Consider the following 21,997-nt stretch of genomic DNA (forward strand, 5'->3'; position numbering starts at 1 on the left):
CGTCTCAGGCAAATGGACATCAATGAAGGGCCGGCCGGCACCCTCTTTGGAGCGAGTGCCGGCCGGATCGGATTGATTATTGCGCGGTTGCGTTGCTGCTTCCCTGATCGCTATCGCCATTGGCCGAAACCGAGAGCGACAGAACCTGCGGTAGGGTCTGCGGCGCACCCATCACGGAGCCCATGATCTGCATGAAGGGAATCGGCTGCGCGGGTTCGGTGGCCACGCGGATCGACTGGGGATCTTTCAGGAAGCTCTGAACGGCGCTGACCACCTGATCTTGAAACGCCTTGTCGCCGATCTGGCTGATATTGGCCTGAACGATTTGGGTCGCCATGTCGATGACCGCCTGCGGCGACTGGTTCATCTCCTTGGCGTAATAGTCGATCAGGCGCTGGGTCAGCGAATCGTCCTCGAAGGACAGCGAAACATTGGAGAGGCTGAGCTGGGCCAGGATGCCCATGATCGCCATGCCGGAATTCTGCTGGTTCTCCGGGTTCTGCCGCATGTCCTCGCTGATCTTCTGCAGCGACTGGATCACTTCTGGCGTATAGCCGTCTACGACAAGATCGGTCCGCAGCGTGCCGACATTGTCGATGTTGAGAACGGTCGGTGAAAGCGCGAGTTTGCCTTGGTCCGACGTCCAGTTGACCTCGGACTGCATCGAACCAGTGAGAACGTCGTAACCGAGTTCCCGGCCCATATTCGCCCCGTCGTCACCCTTCTCTTCAGGAAGGATAACGCGGAAGTTGCCGACGTTGAAATCGCTGTCGAAACGATTCTGGTCGCCGATCGTGCTGGTGACGGTCACGTCGCCGACCGAGAAGGTCTCCTCGCCGTCCTCGCTCAGCTTGACGGTGTCGACCGAGGCCCGCTCGAAGTAGAACGGCGTACCCTGGAGCAAAGCTGGCTGATTGCTCGACGGCTGGGTGCCGTTGATCATCAGGCTTTCAATGCTCATGCCCATGATGTCGTAGGCGATCGTGCGGTCACCCGAGGCCTTGTCGGTTCCTGAAATATCCTCGAAGCCGACCCGCGCGACCTCGTAGCCCGTATCCGGCGCGCCGGTGACGTCCTCGAAATTCACCTGACCGAAGTCGACTTTATTGGAGCCCTCACCGATTTGAACGCCCCGCATGATGACCGTATCGCCTTCGGAAACCGCATCGTCATAGGTCAGGGTCGCGCCCTGGGAAGCCATCGCCTCCTTGACCCTTTCGGCGAAGGCGTTGGCGTCTGCGGCGAGGGCGGTGCCGCAGCTGAGCATGGTTGCGAATGCGGCGGCAGAGAAGCCGGCGGTGATCCTACGCATCGATGATAACCCTTTCTGACGTGCGTCCTCTGCGGAGGAACGGTCAAATTTCCAGCCAATGTTAGGGCGCATTTGCCGGTCCGACAGAGCGCCTTCGTCGCGATAGTAAGGCGAGTCGGCTCGCATCGCGCGCCACAATTCGAGAAAAACCCGACGATTGTGTGCTTTAGCACCCGCGAAGTCGTGTTCCGTCCTTGTTCCGCCCCGCATCATCGTTCAAAACGGGGCTATGGGAAAGCAAGCCGATCCACCTGCCGGCGGGGGTGACATCCAGCCTGTCGATCTGAAGGCCGCTCTCGAGGAGCGTTACCTTGCCTATGCGCTTTCGACCATCATGGGTCGGGCGTTGCCGGATGTGCGCGACGGTTTGAAGCCGGTGCATCGGCGCATCGTCCACGCCATGCGCGTTCTGCGCCTCGATCCGGGCCAAGGCTACAAGAAATGCGCCCGCATCGTCGGCGACGTGATGGGCCGCTTCCATCCTCATGGCGATGCTGCCATCTATGATGCCCTCGTGCGGCTCTCGCAGGACTTCTCAGTCCGTTATCCGCTGGTCGACGGGCAGGGCAATTTCGGCAATATCGACGGCGATTCGGCCGCCGCCATGCGCTATACTGAAGCGCGCATGACCGAGGTCGCGACGCTGCTTCTCGAAGGGATCGACGAGGACGCCGTCGATTTTCGCCCGACCTACAACGAGGAAGACTCAGAGCCGGTCGTCCTGCCGGGCGCCTTTCCCAATCTTCTAGCCAATGGCTCGTCGGGCATCGCCGTCGGCATGGCGACCAATATTCCGCCGCACAACGCGGCTGAACTCTGCGACGCGGCACTGAAACTCATCGACAATCCCGAGGCGAGTGTCGAGCAGCTGTTACGCTTCGTCGAAGGCCCGGACTTTCCGACGGGCGGCGTCATCGTCGACGATCGTTCGACGATCCGCGAGGCTTACGAGACCGGGCGTGGCGCTTTTCGGGTCCGTGCGCGCTGGGAACCTGAGCCCTTCGGGCGCGGCGGTCAGGTCGCCGTCGTCACAGAGATCCCCTATCAGGTTCAGAAGTCGAAGCTGATCGAGAAGATCGCCGAGCTTCTGGCGGCGCGCAAGCTGCCGCTCGTCGCCGATATCCGCGACGAGTCCGCCGAGGATATCCGGGTGGTCATCGAGCCGAAGAGCCGCACCGTCGATCTCGCGATCATGATGGAATCGCTCTTCAAATTGACCGATCTGGAAGTCCGCTTCCCGATGAACATGAATGTTCTGTCGGGCGGCAAGGTGCCGAAGGTCATGTCCTTGAAGGACGTGCTCGCGGAATGGCTGGAACATCGGCGCGATGTGGTCGTTCGCCGCGCCCGCCATCGGCTCGGCCAGATCGAGCGGCGGCTCGAAATCCTCGCCGGTTATCTGATCGTTTTCCTCAATATCGACGAGGTGATCCGCATCATCCGCGAGGAGGACGAGCCGAAGCAGGAGCTAATGCGCACCTTCGAGCTGACGGATGTGCAGGCCGAGGCGATCCTCAACATGCGCTTGCGCTCCTTGCGCAAGCTCGAGGAGTTCGAACTGCGCAAAGAGTTCGACCAGCTCACCGAGGAAAAGGCTGATAAGGAAGCGCTCGTCGGCTCCACCGAACGGCAGTGGTCAAAGGTGGCGGAGGAAGTGCGCCGGGTGCGCGAGGCCTTCTCCAAGAAGACCACGCTTGGACGCCGCCGCACGCGGTTCGCCAATGCGCCGACCCATGACATGGGCGACATCGCCGAGGCGCTGATCGAGAAGGAGCCGGTCACCGTCGTTCTGTCCAACAAGGGCTTCCTGCGCGGCATGCGCGGCCATTTAACGGACACGTCGGGCCTCACCTTCCGCGAAGGCGACGGGCTCAGCCTCGCCTTTGCGGCGATGACGACGGATAAGCTTCTTTTCATCTCCAAGCTCGGCCGGGTTTTCACCATGTCGGCCGACAAGCTGCCGGGCGGACGCGGCCATGGCGATCCGATCCGCCTGGCCTTCGAGCTCGACGACAAGGACGACATTATCGCCGGATTTACGGCCGATCCCGATCGCCGTCGCCTGATGATTTCCAGCGACGGCACGGGCTTCATCGTCAGCGAGGCCGACCTGATCTCGACGACGCGGAAGGGCAAACAGATCGTCAATGTCTCCGGCAGCGCTGAAGTGGTGCTATCGGTGGACGTGGGCGAAGGCGACAGCGTCGCGATCGTCGGCGAGAATCGCAAACTCCTCGTCTTTCCCTTGGCCCAGGTCGCGCAAATGGCGCGCGGCAAGGGCGTGCGTCTGCAACGCTACAAGGATGGCGGCGTCTCGGACGCCAAGGTCTTCAAGATGGCCGATGGCCTCGGCTGGGTCGATGCGGCCGGCCGCGTCTTCAACCGCTCCAAAGCCGAGCTTCTGGAATGGCGCGGCGACCGGGCCCAGGCCGGGCGTCTGGTGCCGAAAGGCTTTCCCAAGAGCAACAAGTTCACTGGGTAAGCCATTGCCCGGCCGAGATGTGAGTTTCGGGGACCGAAACACGCAGCCATCGGACGATGGATTTCTTGAAGATCGACCGTTGAGCCATTGGCCGCTCTGGCAGCTGTCTGCGGGTAGAGCGTCTTGCCCTCCGATACATATGATCTCAGCGCGAGTGCTTGTCGGCCCTAAGGTTTAAAATCCCGTTCGATCAGCTTCCGCAGGTCAAATAGGTGGCTTCACTTGCAAAGGGATATTGGTTCAGCCGAGTTTCGCTGGTGCGCCATTGCTGTTTGACCCTGCAAGCGAGGCGAGCGATTGGACGAGCAGGGCTGCGACGATGAGTGCGCCGCCGCAGAGGGCGAGATTGGTCGGTCGGTCGCCGAACAGCATCCAGAGCCAGATCGGCGCGAAGACGGTTTCGAGGAGATAGGCCAGCGAGACGAGCGGCGCCGGCACGAAGAGTGGACCGGCGGCGAGCAGGATCATCGCCAGGGGAATGACCACCGCGCCGTTGAGGAAAAGCCAACCGAACGTCTCCGACTCGAGACCTGTCCCGGCGAAGAAGGGAAGCGCGACGATGGATGGACCGATGGCGGCGATGGCCGAGGTGTAGCGGAAGTCTTGGCGGCTGCGCCTTGCGAGCGTCAAGGCAAGCGCGATGAGGCAGGCGGTGGCAAGTGCCACGAGATCGCCGATCCAATTCCCCGTTTCGAGGCCGGAGCCTATGATCATCGCAACGCCGACGATCGTCACCGGGATCACGAGAAGCGTCGTCCTCGATGGCCGTTCACCGGCGATCAGCCAGCCGAACAGGGCGGCGAAGACCGGATTGAAGGCGAGGATGAAGACGACATTCGCCGGATTGGTCAGATAGATCGAGAGGACGAAGCCGGCATTGGCGAAGCAGAAGATGAAGGTCACCAGCGCGCCGATGCGCCCGGGGATGAGCGGGATCTTCCGTCCGCGCAGCATGCGATCGGCGGCCCAGATCAACAGGGCGACGACGGACGTCATGATCCCGCGAAGGCAAAGGACGGTCCAGAAGCCACTCTCAGACAATTCGATCAACGGAATGTCGAAGGAGAGTACCATGCCGCCGGCGCCGACCACCGCGAGGCCTGTGGCGGTCTGAGCGCGGCTGTCCATGGTGGCGGCGAGAGGAGACGGGGCGGCGATTCCTCCGGTCGCGGACGGCCCGTGATTGGATGCGCTGGTCATGCCTGCCCTTCGAGACTGGTCCGCTAGCCACATCAGATTGAGCGCCGGAACGATCGGCGTCGCGCATCATCCGCAAAGATCGAGAATTTGCGTGGGGCAGCGAGCGGCCGAGCCGTCAGCCCTGATAGCGCTCCCAACCCTTCGGTGTGAGATGTTCCTGCGGCTGAAAGCGGATCTTGTAATCCATTTTCTTGGAGCCCTTAACCCAATAGCCGAGATAGAGATAGGGCAGACCCATGCGCCGCGCCTTCTCGATATGGTCGAGAATCATGTAGGTCCCGAGGCTGCGCTCCTGGGCTTCCGTCTCGAAATAGGAATAGACCATGGAGAGGCCGTCGCTCATCACGTCTGTGAGGGCGACCGCCATGAGTTCGCCGCTGCGGTCATCGGTGAAGCCGGAATCGGGTCCGCGCTTGCGATATTCCACCACGCGCGTGTCGACCTGGCTGTCCTCGATCATCATCGCATAGTCGAGGACGCTCATCTCTGCCATGCCGCCGGAGGCGTGACGCGATTCGAGATAGCTGCGGAACAGCGAATATTGTTCGCTCGATGGCTCGGCGCCGCGCAACTCGCCGACAAGGTCGGAATTCGTCTTGAGAATGCGCCGCATATTGCGGCTCGGCTGAAATTCGTCGGTGAGGATGCGCACGGAGATGCAGGCGCGGCATTTTTCGCAGGCCGGACGATAGGCGATGTTCTGGCTGCGTCTGAAGCCGCCCTGGCTCAGGAGATCGAGGAGACCAGGCGCGCGCTCGCCGACCAGATGGGTGAACACCTTCCGCTCCGCGCGGCCCGGCAGATAGGGGCAGGGGGAGGGCGAGGTGAGGAAGAATTGCGGCGACTGCGGATGGTGGACCGTCAAGAGCGATCACCTGCCTTCAGAGCGTGTAGTAGAACGGCGCGACGAATGTGAAACATAACCATACCAGAACGACCAGCGGAAGACCGGCTTTGATGTAGTCGCCGAAACGATAGCGTCCCGGCCCCATCACCAGAAGATTGGTCTGGTAACCGATGGGAGTCGCGAAAGATGCGTTGGCCGCGAAGATGACGCAGGCGAGGAAGGCGTCGGGAGAGGTGCCGAGCCGGCTGGCGAGATCGAGGGCGACCGGCGTGAAGAGAACGGCCGTCGCGTTGTTGGACAGGAAATTCGTCAGCACTGCGATCAAGAGGAAGAACCCCGACAGGATGACCGGCGTCGGCGCCGCGGAGAGAAGCCCGACGAGACCCTCCGCGAGAAGCGAGGCGCCGCCCGTCTGTTCGAGCGCGGTTGCCGCCGCGATCGACGCGCCGACCAGCATCAGGATCTGGCGGTCGACGGCGCGGGCTGCCTCGCCAATGGTCAAACAGCCGGAGGCGACCATCAGGCAGGCGCCCGACACCGCCAAGACCTCGATCGGCAAGACGCCCGATGCGGACATCAGCACGATGGCGAAGAAGATGCTTGCGGCGATACCGGCTTTCGCCGATTGCGGGACCGTCTGGGCTGAATATTCCAGAAGCAGAAGATCGTGATTGCCGCGAAGGGCGTTGATCGATGATTGGCGTCCGCACAAAAGAAGCGTGTCGCCCGGTTCGAGTCGGATATCGGACAAGGCCGAGCGGGCCATGCGGCTCTTTCGCTGCAAGCCGAACAGCGTGATGCCGAATTGGGTGCGAAGACCGGAATACTGCATGGTTCGGCCCGAGTAGCGGGAACCCGGCGCGACCACAGCCTCTGCCATCACCATGTCCGGTCCGATCTTGCGGGTTCGCTCAAGATTGAGTTCGCCCGTCGGATCGATGGTCCGGATGGCGAGATTGCCGCTCGATAGGGCTTTGGAAAAGGCCTTGCGCGACGCCGTGACGATCAGGCGGTCGCCGGGGCTCAGCGTCACGTCGTCGAAAGGCGGCAGGATCGTTTCGCCATCGCGCAGGATCATGCGCGGCATCAGCTCGCCAAGCCCTGGGAAGAGGCCTGCGCGCGAGGTCAGCCCGACAAAGGGATGGGCGTCGTCAATATCGATCTCACCGAGAAACTGTTTGCCGCCGGCATCGATCGGCCGTCCGCCGTTCGCCTCGCGGGGTTTGAGCATGCGCGGCATGATTTTGATGACATAGAAGCCGCCGACGAAGGCAAGGACGATGCCGGGCATGGTGATGTCGAAGAAGCCGATCGAAATTCCAGACCGTGCCGCAACGCCCGCAACCAAAAGATTGGTCGAAGAGCCGATCAAGGTCGTCATGCCACCAAGGATCGTCAGGAAGGACAAGGGCATGAAGACATGGGCGGGCGCGACCGCTCGCTGAGTCGCGAGCATGGTCAGGATCGGGATGAAGATCACGACGACCGGCGTGTTGTTGAGAAACGCCGAAAGAACCGCGGCCGAGACGAGAACGAGGATGATCGCTCCTGCGCCCACTGACCCACCGACCCGCATGAGCATCTGGGCAGGCCGCGCCATCGCGTCTGTGGCGAAGAGGCCCTGGCCGACAATGAGGAGAGAGAGCACCGTGATGAGGGCGGGATCGGCAAATCCGGCCAAAAGCTCTGCGCTGGTCAGCCTGTCGCCGCTCGGCCCGACATAGGGAACCGCGGAAAAGAAGAGAAGAAACAGGCTGAGCGAGGCCGCCGCCACCGCTTCGATCGGCCAGCGCTCGAGCGCGTAGCCGATCACGCTGAGCGCGATGAGACCGTATGTCACCCAGATGTGTATGGAATCCATTGGCCGCCGTAACCCTCGATCACGACGACCTTATCCTTTTGTGAGGGAGAGGACACAAGGTGCGAAGCGCCCAAGAGTTGCGCTTTGGACAGAATGCCTTTCCCGAAAGAGGGCAATGGGAGAAAGGTCCATCGCCTCTAGCAGCGCCTCTCGACGTCAGTGGCGCCGGATGACCACGGTGCCGAGAAGGAGGTCGTGGAGAAGCTGCTTGCGCCGCGTGAACAAGCTGACGAGCAAAATGAAGGGCGTCAGCACGGAGGTCGAGGCCCAAAAGAGGACACCGTGAAGCACTGCGAGAGGCGGATCCATCGCCTCGCCGTCGAGCCGCCGCACTTCGACGCCGGCCATGCGCATGCCAGGAGTCGCCTGGGTCCGACCGCCCATGGTGAAGCCAACATAGAGAATGGCGACCACCGGCAGAAGCACCGCATACAGGCCCCAGCCGAGACCGAAGGAGACTATCCCGAGCAGAAAGACGACAAAGGCCGCCGGCAGGGACAGGAGCAAGACGAACGTATAGTCGAGAATAAAGGACATGATGCGGCGCGTTCGCACGCCCCTGTAGCGGCGCCAGTCGTCAAGGGCGCCGGTTCGAAGATCGGTCTGCGGATAGGCGGCTGTGTCGGTCATCGCAATTCCATGACGGTGAGCAAGAAATCCTGCTCTTGAAGGTGGCGATGGTTCGCCGCCTTCGCAATAACCTCGGCTTCCGCCGCTTTACGGTTCGGTTCTACCAAGCGAACTCAAAGCGGGGTTTTGAGGCCACTTGCCACCTGGGGCGCGAAATAGGTGAGGATGCCCGAGGCGCCGGCCCGCTTATAGGCGGTCAGCACTTCCATGGTCGCCTTCGGCCCGTCGAGCCAGCCATTCTGGGTCGCCGCCATCATCATCGAATATTCGCCGGAGGTCTGATAGGCGAAGGTCGGGATCTGCAATTCGCGCACGAGCCGGGCCAGAACGTCGAGATAAGGCAGGCCCGGCTTGACCATGATCATATCCGCGCCCTCGGCGAGATCCTGCGCGGCCTCACGCAAAGCCTCGTCGCTATTGGCAAAATCCATCTGATAGGTGCGCTTGTCGCCGCGCAGAAGCGCATTCGAGCCGACCGCATCGCGGAAGGGGCCGTAAAAGGCCGATGCGTATTTGGCCGAATAGGCCATGATCATCGTATCGCGGAGGCCATGGGCGTCGAGAGCCTCTCGGATACAGGCGACGCGCCCGTCCATCATGTCGGACGGGCCGATGATGTCGGCGCCAGCTTCGGCCTGGACGACGGATTGCTTTGCGAGGATCTCGACAGACTCGTCATTGAGAATGCGCTCGCCGTCCATGACGCCATCATGGCCGTGGCTCGTATATGGGTCGAGGGCCGCGTCGCACATGACGCCCACATTCGGCGCGGCCTTCTTGATGGCGCGCGTCGCGCGGCAGACGAGATTGTCGGGATTGACGGCCTGGCTGCCGCGTTCGTCGCGCAAGGCCGGGTCCGTATAGGGAAAGATCGCGACGACCGGAATGCCGAGATCGGCGGCCTCGCGAGCCGCGTCCACGCAACCGGCCACGGAGAGGCGCGAGACACCCGGCATGGAGGCGACCGGCTCGGGCTCGCCATCGCCGTCGCGCACGAAGATCGGCCAGATGAGGTCGTTCGCCGTCAGTTGCGTCTCGCGGACAAGGCGCCGGGACCAGTCCGCCTGGCGCAGGCGCCGCATGCGGGCACCGCCCGTCGCTTCGTCGATCCGGCGGGTAACGGCTTGAAGCCCAGTCTCGCTCATCGTTCTGCTCGTCCCGTTGTCTCGTTCCGATTCATTTTCTCCGGCTTTCGAAGCGATTCGCCCGGGCCCGAGAGGATGATCGAGGTCCGTGCTACACCCAAGGCGCACTCGCTCAAAAGCTCTTTCGGGCCGAACAGGCGCTTTCGCTCCTCTGCGAGCCGTCTTTACAGCGCCTGAGACAAATCCATTGCTTGGTGGCAAGGGCGCTCGTTGAAATAATCCGGTTCCCCTTTCGTCTTCTGCACACTAGCTTGCCGATCCTGGCGGCCCGATGGTCGCCGGCCCAACGAGCATGAACGAAGGTGTTGCAAGGCCAGGCATGACGATCGAGCCGCCCAGGGAGGATATCGAGACCGGGCTGAATCGCCGCCTGACCGTGATCCTGCTTCGGATCTGCTCGCTCGTCCTGTTCGCGCTCGGCCTCAGCTATTGGGCGCTGATCGTGGGATTGGGGTCTCCCTTGCCCTCTCTCGTCGCGCCTTTGCCCCGATTTGATTTGATGACGACGCCTTGGAAGGTCGCCGCGCCGACGCTGGCGGTCCTCTATCCGGTCGGCGGGGTAGGCCTCTGGATGACCGCGCGATGGGGGCCGGTCGTCTGGGGCCTGATCCTTCTCGTCGAATGCATCATGCAGTTTGCCTTCGCTCCGCTTTTCGGCGACCGCATGACCATTATAGTCCTCCATGGGTGGGGATTTTTGATGCTCGGGCTTCTGCGTATGGTGGTCTGGCGTGGCAAGCGAAGCGGTCACGGGGTGGGACGGCGCGGGCATTTGAAGGGGTGATGCGAGAATTCATTAAGCAAAGAAACGCGTCATACTTCTGTAAAGGCTTGTTAAGGCTGCGGTTTAAGTCGAATTTTAGAGGCGCGGCCTAATGTCGAATACAAGATGAGGCGAAAAAGACCTCATAAACTCGACAGTGGAGCCCGAACATGACCCAGAACCTTGCGACCCAGACCGCCCAGCCGACAGAACAGAAGCCTGAGCTCAAGTCTCTTTACCTGGAAACTCTGCAGCTCGTCGAGCGTCTGCATCGCCGCCTTCTCGACGTCGTCAAGGACGAGTTCGAGCGCGCTGGCCGCACCGACATCAACGCGGTTCAGGCTCTGCTGCTCTTCAATATCGGTGACTCGACGCTGACGGCGGGCGAGCTGCGGTCGCGGGGTTTCTATCTCGGCTCGAACGTATCCTACAATCTGAAGAAGCTGGTCGAACTCGGTTTCATCAATCATCAGAAGTCCCGCGTTGACCGCCGGGCGGTGCGCATCTCCCTCACTGAGCAGGGCCAGGAAGTCGCCGTCATCGTCGCCGAGCTCTATGAGCGCCATATCGGCTCGATCGATAAGGTCGGCGGTCTCGACGAGCAGGAATTCCAGACGATGAACAAGGCTCTCCAGCGCCTCGACCGCTTCTGGAACGACCAGATCCTCTATCGTCTCTGATCCATCCCTTTCATTCGATCTCCATGTCGACGAGGGCGTTCGGCCGGGCTACCGGGTGGGCGCCCTTGTCGATTCCAGCGCTTGGCTCTCCCGGCGATCACCTCGCCGTCATGCGATCTTGATACCCGGTCCACGCGTCCGTTCCTTCGTTTCGCCGCAAAGCTTTCCTTATTCGAACCAGAGGCACTGATCGTACGCGCGCGAAGGCGAGGGGAGCCAAACGCGCCGGCGAACGCTCGTTCCCGAAGGGAGCCGGGCACCGGACAGATTTCGATGGGACGAGCGCGGTGCGGCCGTGCGATCGTTTCAGCTCAAGTATGACGCCAGACCGTTGACCGGCGTTCTGGATGTCGGCTTACGAACACGAATGACCAGACGAGGGGCAGTTCAACGATGACGTTTCACCACGCCGGAAGGCAAGCCTTGACCCGACGCCGCTTCCTGATGGGTTCGGCCCTCGTGGCCGCGGCGAGCGCGCCCGGCGCGGCTTATGCCCAGAACGCGCTGAACGATCTCCTCAACGCGCCAGGGCGCGGTAATTGGGATGATCAGTTCGACACGCGCGGCGCGTCCGTTCGCCAGGTCTCGTCTCTGACGCCGGTTTTTTCCCAGCAGACCTTCGCCTCGACCCAGAGCGCCATCGGCACCTATTCGCAGATCGCCGCCAATGGTGGCTGGCCGGAGGTTCCGGAGCGCCAGGTCCTGAAGATCGGCGTTCAGTCGCCCGACGTCGCCCAGCTTCGTCAGCGTTTGATCATCTCTGGCGATCTTGAGCAGGAAGCGGGAACTTCGCCCGCCTTCGACAGCTATGTCGACGCGGCCGTGAAACGCTTCCAGGCGCGCCACGGCCTGCCGGCGGACGGCGTTGTCGCCGATCACACGTTCAAGGCTCTCAACGTCTCGGCCAATCTTCGGCTCGGGCAGCTGCAGACCAATGCAGCACGCCTTCAGGAGCGTCTTGCCCAGGAGCTGCCCTATCGCTTCGTGATGGTGAACATTCCGGCAGCCGCTATCGAGGCGGTCGAGGGCGGGCAGATCGTCCAGCGTCATACGGCCGTCGTCGGCAAGGTCGATCGTCAGACGCCGATTCTCGAATCGCAGATCACCAATCTGAACCTCAATCCCTATTGGCACGCGCCGGAATCGATCGTTCGACGGGATATCATTCCTCTGATGCAGAAGGATCCGACCTATCTGCAGCGCAACAATATCCATATCTTCGGCCCGGACGGGCAAGAGATTCCGCCTCAGGCGATCAACTGGAACAGCGACGAGGCGACGAAATATCTGTTCCGCCAGGATCCCGGCGCCAACAACGCTATGGCATCGGTGAAGATCAACTTCCCGAACAAACATGCGGTCTATATGCACGATACGCCGCAGCAGGGTCTGTTCTCAGAACTGATGCGCTTCGAATCCTCGGGCTGCGTGCGGGTTCAGAATGTGCGCGACCTGATCGTCTGGCTCGCCCGCGACGAGCCGGGCTGGGATCGCCAGACGATCGAGCGCGTCATCTCCGCGCGCACCCGCCAGGACATCGACCTCTCCCATCCGGTCCCGGTCTTCTTTGCCTATGTGAGCGCCTGGGCGACTGATCCGACCGTCGTCCAATTCCGCGACGATATCTATCACCTCGACGGCTCCGAGCAGCTCGCCATGAGCGAACTCACCACGACGCCGTATCAGGGCGATCAGCAGAATCCCTATGTAAGAGGGGACGACGGCTATTGATGTCGGCGATGCGGTCGCGCTCTGCTGCTTGGCCCGATGATGTCGGTCAGATACCGGACTTTGGCGCTTTCCTGGTTGGAAGCGCCGAAAATTCCATGTTATCTCCCGCTCGCTGAACTGAACCAGCTTTGTCTTTCCAGGCGTCGATCCGCTCGTGTCTCGAACCGTGGCAGCGGCGTCGCATTCCATGAAGGAGTGAAATCGTCATGAGCCAGGCTCTCCGTCACGCCTCGGCCGATTCGTTCGGCGATTTCTTCAACCAGGGTCTTGCCGACCGAGACGATGCGGTCTTTTCCGCAATCGGTCGCGAGCTGGCCCGTCAGAGCCATGAAGTCGAGCTCATCGCTTCGGAGAACCTGACGTCCCGCGCCGTCCTCGAGGCGCAGGGCTCTGTCCTCACCAACAAATATGCCGAAGGCTATCCGGGCCGGCGCTATTATGGCGGCTGCGAATATGTGGACGTGGTCGAAGAGCTCGCCATTGAGCGCGTCAAGCAGCTCTTCGGTTGCGGTTTCGCCAATGTGCAGCCCAATTCCGGCAGCCAGGCCAACCAAGCGGTGCTTCTGGCCCTGTCCAAGCCCGGCGACACGCTGCTCGGCATGAGCCTCGATGCCGGCGGTCACCTGACCCATGGCGCGCGTCCCAATCTATCGGGCCGCTGGTTCAATGCCGTTCAATATGGTCTCGACCTTTCCACCGGCCTCATCGACTACGACCAGGTCGAGGCTCTGGCCAAGGAGCACAAGCCGCAGATCATCATCGCGGGCGGCTCGGCCTATTCGCGTCACATCGATTTCGCGCGCTTCCGGGCGATCGCCGACGAGGTTGGAGCCTATCTCTGGGTCGACATGGCGCATTTCGCCGGCCTCGTCGCCGGCGGCGAGCATCCTTCGCCCTTCCCGCATGCGCATGTGGCGACCTCCACGACCCACAAGACCCTGCGTGGGCCCCGTGGCGGCATCGTTCTCACCAATGACGAGGACATTGCCAAGAAGATCAATTCGGCCGTCTTCCCGGGTCTTCAGGGTGGGCCGCTGATGCATGTCATCGCGGGCAAGGCGGTGGCCTTCGGCGAAGCGCTTCAGCCGGGCTACAAGTCCTATATCAAGGCGGTCTGCGAGAACGCCAAGGTGCTGGCCGAGACTCTGCGCGAAGGCGGTCTCGACATCGTTTCGGGCGGAACCGACACCCATCTGATGCTCGTCGATCTGCGCCCGAAGAACCTGACCGGCAAGGCCTCCGAAGCCTCGCTCGGCCGCGCCAACATCACCTGCAACAAGAATGGCGTGCCGAACGATCCTCAGAAGCCGACGATCACCTCGGGCGTGCGTCTGGGGACGCCGGCGGCGACGAGCCGTGGCTTCGGCACGGCCGAGTTCCGCGAGGTGGGTCAGCTGATCGTGGAAGTGCTCGACGGGCTGCGTCAGGCCAATTCCGAAGAGGGCAACGAGGCGGTCGAGACGGCCGTGCGCGAGAAGATCGTCGCCCTGACGGATCGCTTCCCGATCTACCAGAACATGTGAGGCGATGCGGCCGGGGATCATGGATCGAACCGCAGTCATTGAAATGCGTGCGGAACGGGCGGACATCATGTCCGCCCGCTTTGCGTTTGTGCGCCCTGCGACGGGAGCGGTCTGATGCGCTGTCCCTATTGCGGTTCGCAGGACAGCCAGGTGAAGGATTCGCGCCCCGCCGAGGATGGCGCCACCATCCGCCGGCGGCGGGTCTGCCCGGATTGCGGCGGCCGCTTCACCACCTTCGAGCGGGTGCAGCTCCGCGAACTCTTCGTCCTGAAGAAGTCGGGACGGCGCGTGCCCTTCGATCGCGATAAGCTCGCGCGCTCGGTCGAGGTCGCCTTGCGCAAGCGTCCCGTCGAGCCCGAGCGCGTCGAGCGTCTCGTCTCCGGTATCGTGCGGCGCCTCGAACAGTCGGGTGATCAGGACATCGCCTCCGAGGCTATCGGAGAGATGGTGATGGATGGGCTGAAGCAGCTCGACGACGTCGCCTTCGTCCGCTTCGCCTCGGTCTATCGAGACTTTCGCGACGCGCGGGACTTCGGTGATCTCATCGACGAATTGGCCGCGAGCGGCCGGGACGGGGAGGCGTCTTGATGGATCGCGATCCTTTTACGGCGAGCCGTCCGGCGAACGAGCGCCGGGCGACCGACGAACGGTTCATGGCCGCCGCCATCCGCCTGGCGATGCGCCATTCCGGCATTACCGGCACCAATCCCTCGGTCGCGACGCTCATCGTGCGTGACGAGAAGGACGGGCAGGGGCCGCGTATTGTCGGCAGGGGGATTACCGCACTCGGGGGACGTCCCCACGCCGAGGCGCAAGCCCTTCGCGAAGCCGGCGAGGCGGCGCGCGGCGCAACCGCCTATGTCACGCTCGAGCCCTGCGCCCATCACGGCCGAACGCCCCCTTGCGCCGAGGCGCTTGTGGCAGCGGGTGTCGCGCGCGTCGTCTCGGCCGCGTCCGATCCCGATCCGCGCGTCAATGGAAAGGGTCATGCCATCCTTGCGGCGGGCGGTCTTGAAGTGCAGCCTGGCATTCTGGCCGGCGAGGCGGCGTCGGATCTATCCGCCTATCTCACCCGACACGCGAAGAACCGGCCAGAAGTCACTTTGAAGATGGCGCTTTCTGCCGATGGTTGTCTCGGTGTTCGAGGCGGAGGACAGGTCCATATCACTGGGCCGGTCGCCAATCGTCAGACCCATCTCGTACGCGCCCGACATGATGCGATCCTGATCGGCGCTGGCACCCTTTTCGACGACGATCCAGGCCTCGATTGCCGCCTGCCGGGGCTCGCGGCGCGCTCTCCGAGGCGGATCGTCATCGATCCCGATCTGAGGACGCCGCTCGATATTGGGTTGGTGCGCACTGCCCAAACGACGCCGACCTTTATCGTCGCGCGGCCCGATACGGATGGCGAGCATCGCGAGGCCCTGCGCCGCGCCGGTGTCACCCTCGTCTCCTGCGACACGGACGCGGAAACCGGCCGGGTGGCGCTTCCCGAACTCATAGATGATCTTGGCGCCATCGGCATTCTCAATGTGCTCGTCGAGGGCGGCGCCAAGGTCGGCGAGAGTTTCCTCAAGGCGGGATTGGTCGACAGGCTTATCCTTGTTCAAGGCTCTGTGACGATCGGCGAAGCGGGCCTGAAGGCTCCGATCGACCTTGAGGAGGCGAAACGGGCCTATCGCCCGACCCGGCGCTATCGATTCGGCGCCGACGATTGGCATGAATTCGTCAGGAAGGACTGAGACCCATGTTTACCGGGATCGTCACCGATATCGGCCGGATCGCCTCGATCGAAGCGCTCGCCGAAGGCCGTCGCTTCCGGGTCGAGACGCAATACGATCCGAGCACGATCGACATCGGCGCCTCGATCGCCTGTTCCGGCGTTTGCCTCACGGTCACGCGTTTGCCTGACGACGGCTCCAATGAACGCTGGTTCGAGGTGGAAGCCTGGGAGGAGGCCCTGCGGCTGACGACCGCTGGCTCCTGGCAGGATGGTACCCGCATCAATCTCGAACGCGCGCTGAAAGTCGGCGACGAACTCGGCGGCCATCTCGTTTCCGGTCATGTGGACGATATGGCGGAAATCGTCGGCATCGAAGAGGAAGGCGAGGCGACGCGCTTTCGTGTGAAGGTTCCCGCCAAGGAGAAGCGTTACATCGCCCGCAAAGGCTCGGTCTGCCTTGATGGGACCTCGCTGACGGTGAATTCGGTCGAGGACGACGTCTTCGATGTTCTCCTCATCCGCCACTCGCTTGAAGTCACGACATGGCAGGATCGGCGCGTTGGCGACAGGATCAATCTTGAGGTGGACCAGATTGCGCGCTATGCCGAGCGCCTGTTCGCCGGCCAGTAAGAGTGACATCGCGTTCCGGGTCCGGTTCTCGTCGAATTGACGTGGATCGGGATGGAGCGATGACCGTTTCGTGGCCGGCATGATTTTGGCCGGCCTAGAGAGATCTCTCAAGGTCGGTTTGTCCTAACGCACCTCAAGGAGGTCTCGATGGCCGCCAAGCTTCACGTTCTGATCGTCGAGGCCCGCTTTTACGACGATATCGCCGACCAGCTTCTGGCCGGCGCCAAGGCCGAACTCGACGCGGCTGACGTCACCTATGACATCGTCACCGTTCCCGGCGCCTTGGAGGCTCCGGCCGCCATCGGTTACGCGCTGACCGGCGCGGATGAGGGCGGCACGGAATATGACGGCTATGTCGTTCTCGGCTGCGTCATTCGGGGCGAGACCTACCATTTCGAGATCGTGGCGGGGGAATCGGCGCGCGGTCTGATGGCTCTTTCGATCGATGAGAGCCTCGCCATCGGCAATGGCATTCTGACCGTCGAGAACGAGGAACAGGCGATCGTCCGCGCCGATCCTGCCCAGAAGAACAAGGGCGGCGCGGCGGCGCGAACGACCCTGGAGATGATCGCGCTCAGAGAGCGACTCGGAGCCTGATAGGATGTCATCGACCGACCAACGCGGGTTCAAACCGGCGAACAAGCGCGGCGTCGCTCGACTGGCTGCCGTCCAAGCCCTCTATCAGATGGATGTGGGCGGCACGCCGCTCGTCGAGACCGTCGCCGAATACGAAGCCTTTCGGCTCGGCCGCGAGATCGACGGGGAGACTTACCGGGTCGCCGACGCGGCCTGGTTCCGAGACATCGTCTCGGGTGTCGTTCGTCGCCAGAAGAGCATCGATCCGATCATCCACTCGCATCTGCCTTCGGGCTGGCCGCTGTCGCGTCTCGATTCCACCCTTCGCGCCGTGCTGCGCGCCGGGGTGTACGAGTTGGAGACGCGGCTCGACGTGCCGACGGCGGTGATCGTTTCGGAATATGTGGACGTCGCCAAGGCCTTCTACGAGGATGAAGAGCCGAAGCTCGTCAATGCGGTCCTCGACCGCGTGGCGCGCGAGAAGCGGAGCGATACGCGTCCGAAGCGCGACGGATAAGGATATCCCGCCCATGCAGGCTGGCATCGATGTGAGGGCCGCGCGCCGCAACGCCGTCGTGCTCGCCTTTGCCCAGGCGCTGGTCGGATCGGCCGCGCCGGTCGCCATCTCGACCGGGGGCCTCGCCGGAACGTTTCTTCTCGATGCCGATAAGACGCTGGCAACGCTTCCGGTGACCGCCTTCAATGTGGGCGTCGCCATTGGCGCCTTGCCGGCTGCGGCCTTGATGCGGGCCATTGGCCGGCGCTACGGTTTCATATGCGGCACCTTCGGCGCGACCTTCGGCGGTCTCGTTGCCTCCTTCGCGCTGTTCCAACTCAGCTTCTGGCTCTTTGCTCTCGGCCTTCTCATCATCGGCCTCGGCAACGCCTTCACCCAGCAATATCGCTTCGCGGCGACGGATGGGGCACCGCGTCATTACCAGTCGAATGCGATCTCCATCGTGCTGATCGGTGGCATGGGCGCGGCGGTGGTCGGACCTCAGATGGTCCGCTTCACCTCCGGCGTCTTCATGCCCTTCGAATTCGCCGGCTCCTTTGTCGGGCTTGCGATCCTCGGGCTGGCGGGTGCGGCGGTGCTGTCGCTCCTGCGCACGCCGCCGATCGAGCCGAGCGGAACGGGCGGCGAGCATTCGGGGCCGGCACGGCCCCTGATCGAGATCGTCACCCAGCGGCGCTTCATCGTTGCGCTCATCTGCGGCGTCGGATCTTTTGCCATGATGAGTTTCGTCATGACCGGCGCACCGCTCGCCATCGTCGGCTGCGGCCTGCCCCAGGACGTCTCCTTTCTCGGCATCCAGTGGCATGTCCTCGCCATGTTCGCGCCGAGCCTCGTCACCGGACGGCTGATCAATCGCCTCGGCGTCGAGCGCGTCGTGGGCTTGGGTCTCATCCTAACGGCGACTGCAGCCCTCGTTTTTCTCAGTGGGCTCGCGATCTGGAATTTCTGGCTCGGCCTCGTGCTTCTCGGCATCGGTTGGAACTTCGGCTTCATCGGAGCGACGACCATGGTCGCCCAGACCCACGAGCCGAACGAGCGCGGCAAGACGCAAGGCTTTCACGACTTCGTCCTGTTCACGACGGTCGCCTGCGCGTCGTTCCTCTCCGGGCGGACCTATGTGACGGCGGGATGGGACGTGATGAACTGGATCATCCTGCCGATTGCGACCGTCTGCCTTCTGACCCTGGCGAGCGAGATGATCGCCACCCGTCGCAAAGCACGCGCCGTCTGACGGCCGGGCTCGCACGAGCCGTCTTCCCGATGATCGGCGCTTGACGCCCTTGCGGCCTCCTATACGCTCGCCTTCGAGCCGAAAACGGCCGGGATCGATCCGCTCTCAAATCCCTGGCGGATGATCTTCAGGAGGGAATGGGAGAGGAAAGCCATGCAGTCGATCATTTTCGGCGTAGGCCTTTGCGGTCTCGCCGCCTTGGCCTATGCGGCCTGGGCGACCCGATCCGTCTTGGCGGCAAGCGCCGGCAACGCCAAGATGCAGGAGATCGCCGGCGCGATCCGCGAGGGGGCGGAGGCCTATCTGACCCGGCAATATACGACGATCGCGATCGTCGGTCTCGTGGTCGTGGTCATCACCTGGCTGCTTCTCTCGATCCATGCCGCCATCGGCTTCCTGGTCGGCGCGGTTCTGTCGGGTGTCGCCGGCTTCATCGGCATGCTGGTGTCCGTGCGGGCCAATGTGCGCACCGCCGATGCGGCTGCCAAATCGCTGTCGGCGGGTCTCGACGTCGCCTTCAAGTCGGGTGCCATCACCGGCATGCTCGTCGCCGGCCTCGCCCTTCTCGGTGTCGTCTCATACTTCGCGGTCCTCACCCTCGGCCTCGGCTTTTCGGTGACCGATCGCACCGTGATCGACGGCCTCGTCTCGCTCGGCTTCGGCGCCTCTCTCATTTCGATCTTTGCCCGTCTCGGCGGCGGCATCTTCACCAAGGGCGCCGATGTCGGCGGCGATCTGGTGGGCAAGGTCGAGGCCGGTATCCCCGAGGACGATCCTCGCAACCCGGCGACCATTGCGGACAATGTGGGTGACAATGTCGGCGATTGCGCGGGCATGGCGGCCGATCTCTTCGAGACCTATGCGGTGACGGTCGTTGCGACCATGGTGCTCGGCGCGATCTTCTTTGCCGGTTCCGAGCTCGCCGCAACCTTCATGATCTATCCGCTGGCGATCTGCGCGACCTGCATCCTGACCTCGATCGTTGGCACCTTCTTCGTTCGGCTCGGGTCCAACGGCTCGATCATGGGCGCGCTCTATAAGGGCTTCTGGGCGACGACCGGGCTCTCCGTCATCGGTCTGGCCCTTGCCACCTGGGCCGTGATCGGCTTCGGCGATGCGGGCCAGACGAGCGCGGGGCTTGTTCTCAACGGCACCTCGCTCTTCCTCTGCGGCATTGTTGGCCTCGCGGTGACGGCCCTGATCGTCGTTATCACGGAATACTACACCGGCATCGATTCAAGGCCCGTACGCTCGATCAGCCAGGCCTCGGTCACCGGCCACGGCACCAACGTCATTCAGGGCCTCGCCGTGTCCTTGGAGGCAACCGCGCTGCCGACCCTCGTGATCGTAGCCGGCATCGTCTCGACCTATCAGCTAGGCGGACTCTATGGCACTGGTATCGCGGTCACAGCCATGCTGGGCGTTGCCGGCATGATCGTCGCACTCGACGCCTTCGGTCCTGTGACCGACAATGCTGGTGGTATCGCCGAGATGGCTGGCCTGCCCGAGGATGTCCGCAAATCGACCGATGCGCTCGATGCCGTGGGCAACACGACCAAGGCCGTGACCAAGGGCTATGCGATCGGCTCGGCCGGTCTCGGGGCTCTGGTTCTGTTCGCGGCCTATAATTACGATCTGCAATATTTCATCCAGCAAAGCGCGACGAGCGACGCCTATAGCTATTTCCGGGGCGTCGAGCCGGACTTCGCGCTGACCAATCCCTTCGTGGTGGTCGGCCTTCTGCTCGGTGGCCTCATTCCGTATCTCTTCGGCGGGATCGCGATGACGGCTGTCGGCCGGGCCGGCAGTGCCGTCGTCGAAGAGGTGCGGCGCCAGTTCCGCGAGAAGCCGGGCATCATGGCCGGCACCGAGCGGCCGGACTATGCGCGGGCCGTCGATCTTCTGACGCGGGCGGCGATCCGCGAAATGATCGTGCCTTCGCTGCTGCCGGTTCTCGCGCCGATCGTGGTCTATTTCGGCGTCTATCTGATCGCCGGCAAATCGGAGGCCTTCTCCGCCGTCGGCGCGATGCTTCTCGGCGTCATCGTCACTGGTCTCTTCGTGGCTATCTCGATGACCTCGGGCGGCGGTGCCTGGGACAACGCCAAGAAGAGCTTCGAGGACGGGTTCGTCGATGCGGCGGGCGTCACCCATCTGAAGGGATCGGAAGCCCATAAGGCCTCCGTGACCGGCGATACTGTGGGCGATCCCTATAAGGATACGGCGGGCCCCGCCGTGAATCCGGCGATCAAGATCACCAATATCGTGGCGCTGCTGCTCCTGGCCGTGCTGGCCCATGGCTGAAGCGGTTTAAAGCTCTCTCCGGCAAACGAAAACGCCCGCGGACATCCGCGGGCGTTTTCGTGTTAAATATCGAAGGGTCGGAACCATGGCTCTTCGGCGAGCGATGGCACGACTGGAAGATATCGACCGGCCTAACTGCCCGCGGCGCCTTCGACAGGCCGAGACGCCTTGTGCGAAGCGTAAAAGCCCGTCAGTTCGTGCTGACGCGCGGGCCGGCGCCGCCGCCGAGCGTGTCACCCAGGATCTGGCCGAGGAAGGAGGCATCGCGCCCGCCGGTCGGTGTCGTCCGCGAGATGAAGTCGAAGACCCGGCCGTCCTGCAGGCCGTAATTGGCGATGCGCGCCACGCGGTTGTCGGCGTCGAAATAGACGGCGAGCACCCGCTGATCGACAAGGCGCGGATTCATGAAGGCGACCGGGCGCTCGCGGGTCTGGGAGATGTAGTAATAGACCTCGTTGTCGAAGGTCGCCTTGGTCGAGGGCGAGCCCAGCGCCAGCTCCACCTGTTCGCGGCTGGAGCCGACGGGCACGAGCTGCAGCGTCTGCTCGTCGACCACATAGCCCTGGGTGAGGACTTCCCTCGTCGTACAGGCCGCGGTCGCGCCGAGCGCGAGGATAAGAACGAGAGACGAGACGGACTTCGTCAGCTTCATGCCGGAGATCACCTTCGCAACCCTCTTCGCGTCGCTTCGGGCAGGGAGCTATCGGCGAAGTGCTTCGCGACGGATGGCCCAGATGCGACGAAATCGATACCCCGAGCCTCCGTAAAGCAGAGGCCGCGCCGTTGCAATCGCCTCGTCCTTATGTCACCGCCCATGCGAGAAAACGGAAAGAACCGGCGGA

The 21,997-nt window shown here is 63.0% G+C and carries 19 protein-coding genes; 12 read left to right on the forward strand and 7 right to left on the reverse strand.

The features are described 5' to 3' along the window. Positions 1-76: 76 nt before the first annotated feature. On the reverse strand, positions 77-1,312 hold the full coding sequence (locus B9A15_RS05170; RefSeq protein ID WP_084408969.1) for a hypothetical protein: 1,236 nt from the start codon (positions 1,310-1,312) through the stop codon (positions 77-79). A gap of 229 nt (positions 1,313-1,541) precedes the next feature. On the opposite strand from B9A15_RS05170, the gene parC reads away from it, so the two are divergent. Next, complete coding sequence (gene parC / locus B9A15_RS05175) at positions 1,542-3,794, forward strand: DNA topoisomerase IV subunit A (protein ID WP_084408970.1); 2,253 nt, start codon at positions 1,542-1,544, stop codon at positions 3,792-3,794. A 240-nt stretch (positions 3,795-4,034) separates the two neighbouring features. Here parC and B9A15_RS05180 read toward each other — a convergent pair whose 3' ends face one another. From B9A15_RS05180 to hemB, 5 genes are all read right to left on the reverse strand, one after another. Then, positions 4,035-4,994, reverse strand: coding sequence for a DMT family transporter (locus B9A15_RS05180; protein ID WP_084408971.1), 960 nt, complete (start codon positions 4,992-4,994; stop codon positions 4,035-4,037). A 115-nt stretch (positions 4,995-5,109) separates the two neighbouring features. Continuing rightward, positions 5,110-5,859, reverse strand: coding sequence for an arginyltransferase (locus B9A15_RS05185; RefSeq protein WP_084408972.1), 750 nt, complete (start codon positions 5,857-5,859; stop codon positions 5,110-5,112). A 16-nt stretch (positions 5,860-5,875) separates the two neighbouring features. Beyond that, positions 5,876-7,702 (reverse strand): SLC13 family permease, encoded by a 1,827-nt coding sequence (locus B9A15_RS05190; protein ID WP_084408973.1) that lies wholly within the window; start codon positions 7,700-7,702, stop codon positions 5,876-5,878. Between the two features lie 156 nt (positions 7,703-7,858). Then, entirely contained in the window at positions 7,859-8,332 is a 474-nt protein-coding gene (locus B9A15_RS05195; protein ID WP_084408974.1) for an RDD family protein, read from the reverse strand. A gap of 113 nt (positions 8,333-8,445) precedes the next feature. Next, positions 8,446-9,477 (reverse strand): porphobilinogen synthase, encoded by a 1,032-nt coding sequence (gene hemB / locus B9A15_RS05200; protein WP_084408975.1) that lies wholly within the window; start codon positions 9,475-9,477, stop codon positions 8,446-8,448. A gap of 319 nt (positions 9,478-9,796) precedes the next feature. Between hemB and B9A15_RS05205 the strand changes: the two genes are divergently transcribed. From B9A15_RS05205 to B9A15_RS05255, 11 genes are all read left to right on the forward strand, one after another. Continuing rightward, the gene (locus B9A15_RS05205; protein WP_084408976.1) at positions 9,797-10,261 is read left to right on the forward strand and encodes a DUF6163 family protein; all 465 of its coding nucleotides are present in this window, start codon (positions 9,797-9,799) and stop codon (positions 10,259-10,261) included. A 149-nt stretch (positions 10,262-10,410) separates the two neighbouring features. Further along, positions 10,411-10,920, forward strand: coding sequence for a transcriptional regulator LdtR (ldtR, locus tag B9A15_RS05210; RefSeq protein ID WP_084408977.1), 510 nt, complete (start codon positions 10,411-10,413; stop codon positions 10,918-10,920). A 393-nt stretch (positions 10,921-11,313) separates the two neighbouring features. Continuing rightward, entirely contained in the window at positions 11,314-12,651 is a 1,338-nt protein-coding gene (locus B9A15_RS05215; RefSeq protein ID WP_084408978.1) for a L,D-transpeptidase family protein, read from the forward strand. Between the two features lie 206 nt (positions 12,652-12,857). Further along, entirely contained in the window at positions 12,858-14,174 is a 1,317-nt protein-coding gene (gene glyA, locus B9A15_RS05220; protein ID WP_084408979.1) for a serine hydroxymethyltransferase, read from the forward strand. Positions 14,175-14,288: 114 nt separating this feature from the next. Continuing rightward, entirely contained in the window at positions 14,289-14,762 is a 474-nt protein-coding gene (gene nrdR / locus B9A15_RS05225; protein WP_084408980.1) for a transcriptional regulator NrdR, read from the forward strand. Continuing rightward, positions 14,762-15,916 carry a bifunctional diaminohydroxyphosphoribosylaminopyrimidine deaminase/5-amino-6-(5-phosphoribosylamino)uracil reductase RibD gene (gene ribD / locus B9A15_RS05230; RefSeq protein ID WP_084408981.1) on the forward strand — a complete coding sequence of 385 codons (1,155 nt, stop codon included), beginning with the start codon at positions 14,762-14,764 and terminating at the stop codon, positions 15,914-15,916. The genes nrdR and ribD overlap by 1 nt, the downstream gene beginning before the upstream one ends. 5 nt (positions 15,917-15,921) lie before the next feature. Next, entirely contained in the window at positions 15,922-16,527 is a 606-nt protein-coding gene (locus B9A15_RS05235; RefSeq protein ID WP_084408982.1) for a riboflavin synthase, read from the forward strand. Positions 16,528-16,674: 147 nt separating this feature from the next. Next, positions 16,675-17,124, forward strand: coding sequence for a 6,7-dimethyl-8-ribityllumazine synthase (locus tag B9A15_RS05240; RefSeq protein WP_084408983.1), 450 nt, complete (start codon positions 16,675-16,677; stop codon positions 17,122-17,124). A 4-nt stretch (positions 17,125-17,128) separates the two neighbouring features. Next, on the forward strand, positions 17,129-17,620 hold the full coding sequence (gene nusB / locus B9A15_RS05245; RefSeq protein ID WP_084408984.1) for a transcription antitermination factor NusB: 492 nt from the start codon (positions 17,129-17,131) through the stop codon (positions 17,618-17,620). A 13-nt stretch (positions 17,621-17,633) separates the two neighbouring features. After that, positions 17,634-18,851: an MFS transporter gene (locus B9A15_RS05250; RefSeq protein ID WP_084408985.1), complete on the forward strand. Its 1,218-nt coding sequence runs from the start codon at positions 17,634-17,636 to the stop codon at positions 18,849-18,851. A gap of 153 nt (positions 18,852-19,004) precedes the next feature. Beyond that, entirely contained in the window at positions 19,005-21,155 is a 2,151-nt protein-coding gene (locus B9A15_RS05255; RefSeq protein WP_084408986.1) for a sodium-translocating pyrophosphatase, read from the forward strand. 190 nt (positions 21,156-21,345) lie between these two features. On the opposite strand, the gene B9A15_RS05260 is transcribed toward B9A15_RS05255, so the two are convergent. Continuing rightward, on the reverse strand, positions 21,346-21,807 hold the full coding sequence (locus B9A15_RS05260) for an outer membrane protein assembly factor BamE (protein ID WP_084409134.1): 462 nt from the start codon (positions 21,805-21,807) through the stop codon (positions 21,346-21,348). Positions 21,808-21,997: the final 190 nt, after the last annotated feature.

It is taken from the genome of Fulvimarina manganoxydans (assembly GCF_900176465.1).
Taxonomy (GTDB): domain Bacteria; phylum Pseudomonadota; class Alphaproteobacteria; order Rhizobiales; family Rhizobiaceae; genus Fulvimarina; species Fulvimarina manganoxydans.

Bases quoted from the DNA above. Each gene is read 5' to 3' on its own strand.
- nrdR (WP_084408980.1), top strand. From the start codon at position 14,289: ATGCGCTGTCCCTATTGCGGTTCGCAGGACAGCCAGGTGAAGGATTCG.
- B9A15_RS05170 (WP_084408969.1), bottom strand. From the start codon at position 1,312: ATGCGTAGGATCACCGCCGGCTTCTCTGCCGCCGCATTCGCAACCATG.
- B9A15_RS05190 (WP_084408973.1), bottom strand. From the start codon at position 7,702: ATGGATTCCATACACATCTGGGTGACATACGGTCTCATCGCGCTCAGC.
- ribD (WP_084408981.1), top strand. From the start codon at position 14,762: ATGGATCGCGATCCTTTTACGGCGAGCCGTCCGGCGAACGAGCGCCGG.
- B9A15_RS05260 (WP_084409134.1), bottom strand. From the start codon at position 21,807: ATGAAGCTGACGAAGTCCGTCTCGTCTCTCGTTCTTATCCTCGCGCTC.
- nusB (WP_084408984.1), top strand. From the start codon at position 17,129: ATGTCATCGACCGACCAACGCGGGTTCAAACCGGCGAACAAGCGCGGC.
- B9A15_RS05240 (WP_084408983.1), top strand. From the start codon at position 16,675: ATGGCCGCCAAGCTTCACGTTCTGATCGTCGAGGCCCGCTTTTACGAC.
- B9A15_RS05215 (WP_084408978.1), top strand. From the start codon at position 11,314: ATGACGTTTCACCACGCCGGAAGGCAAGCCTTGACCCGACGCCGCTTC.
- B9A15_RS05250 (WP_084408985.1), top strand. From the start codon at position 17,634: ATGCAGGCTGGCATCGATGTGAGGGCCGCGCGCCGCAACGCCGTCGTG.
- B9A15_RS05235 (WP_084408982.1), top strand. From the start codon at position 15,922: ATGTTTACCGGGATCGTCACCGATATCGGCCGGATCGCCTCGATCGAA.
- B9A15_RS05205 (WP_084408976.1), top strand. From the start codon at position 9,797: ATGACGATCGAGCCGCCCAGGGAGGATATCGAGACCGGGCTGAATCGC.
- B9A15_RS05195 (WP_084408974.1), bottom strand. From the start codon at position 8,332: ATGACCGACACAGCCGCCTATCCGCAGACCGATCTTCGAACCGGCGCC.
- B9A15_RS05180 (WP_084408971.1), bottom strand. From the start codon at position 4,994: ATGACCAGCGCATCCAATCACGGGCCGTCCGCGACCGGAGGAATCGCC.
- ldtR (WP_084408977.1), top strand. From the start codon at position 10,411: ATGACCCAGAACCTTGCGACCCAGACCGCCCAGCCGACAGAACAGAAG.
- hemB (WP_084408975.1), bottom strand. From the start codon at position 9,477: ATGAGCGAGACTGGGCTTCAAGCCGTTACCCGCCGGATCGACGAAGCG.
- parC (WP_084408970.1), top strand. From the start codon at position 1,542: ATGGGAAAGCAAGCCGATCCACCTGCCGGCGGGGGTGACATCCAGCCT.
- B9A15_RS05255 (WP_084408986.1), top strand. From the start codon at position 19,005: ATGCAGTCGATCATTTTCGGCGTAGGCCTTTGCGGTCTCGCCGCCTTG.
- glyA (WP_084408979.1), top strand. From the start codon at position 12,858: ATGAGCCAGGCTCTCCGTCACGCCTCGGCCGATTCGTTCGGCGATTTC.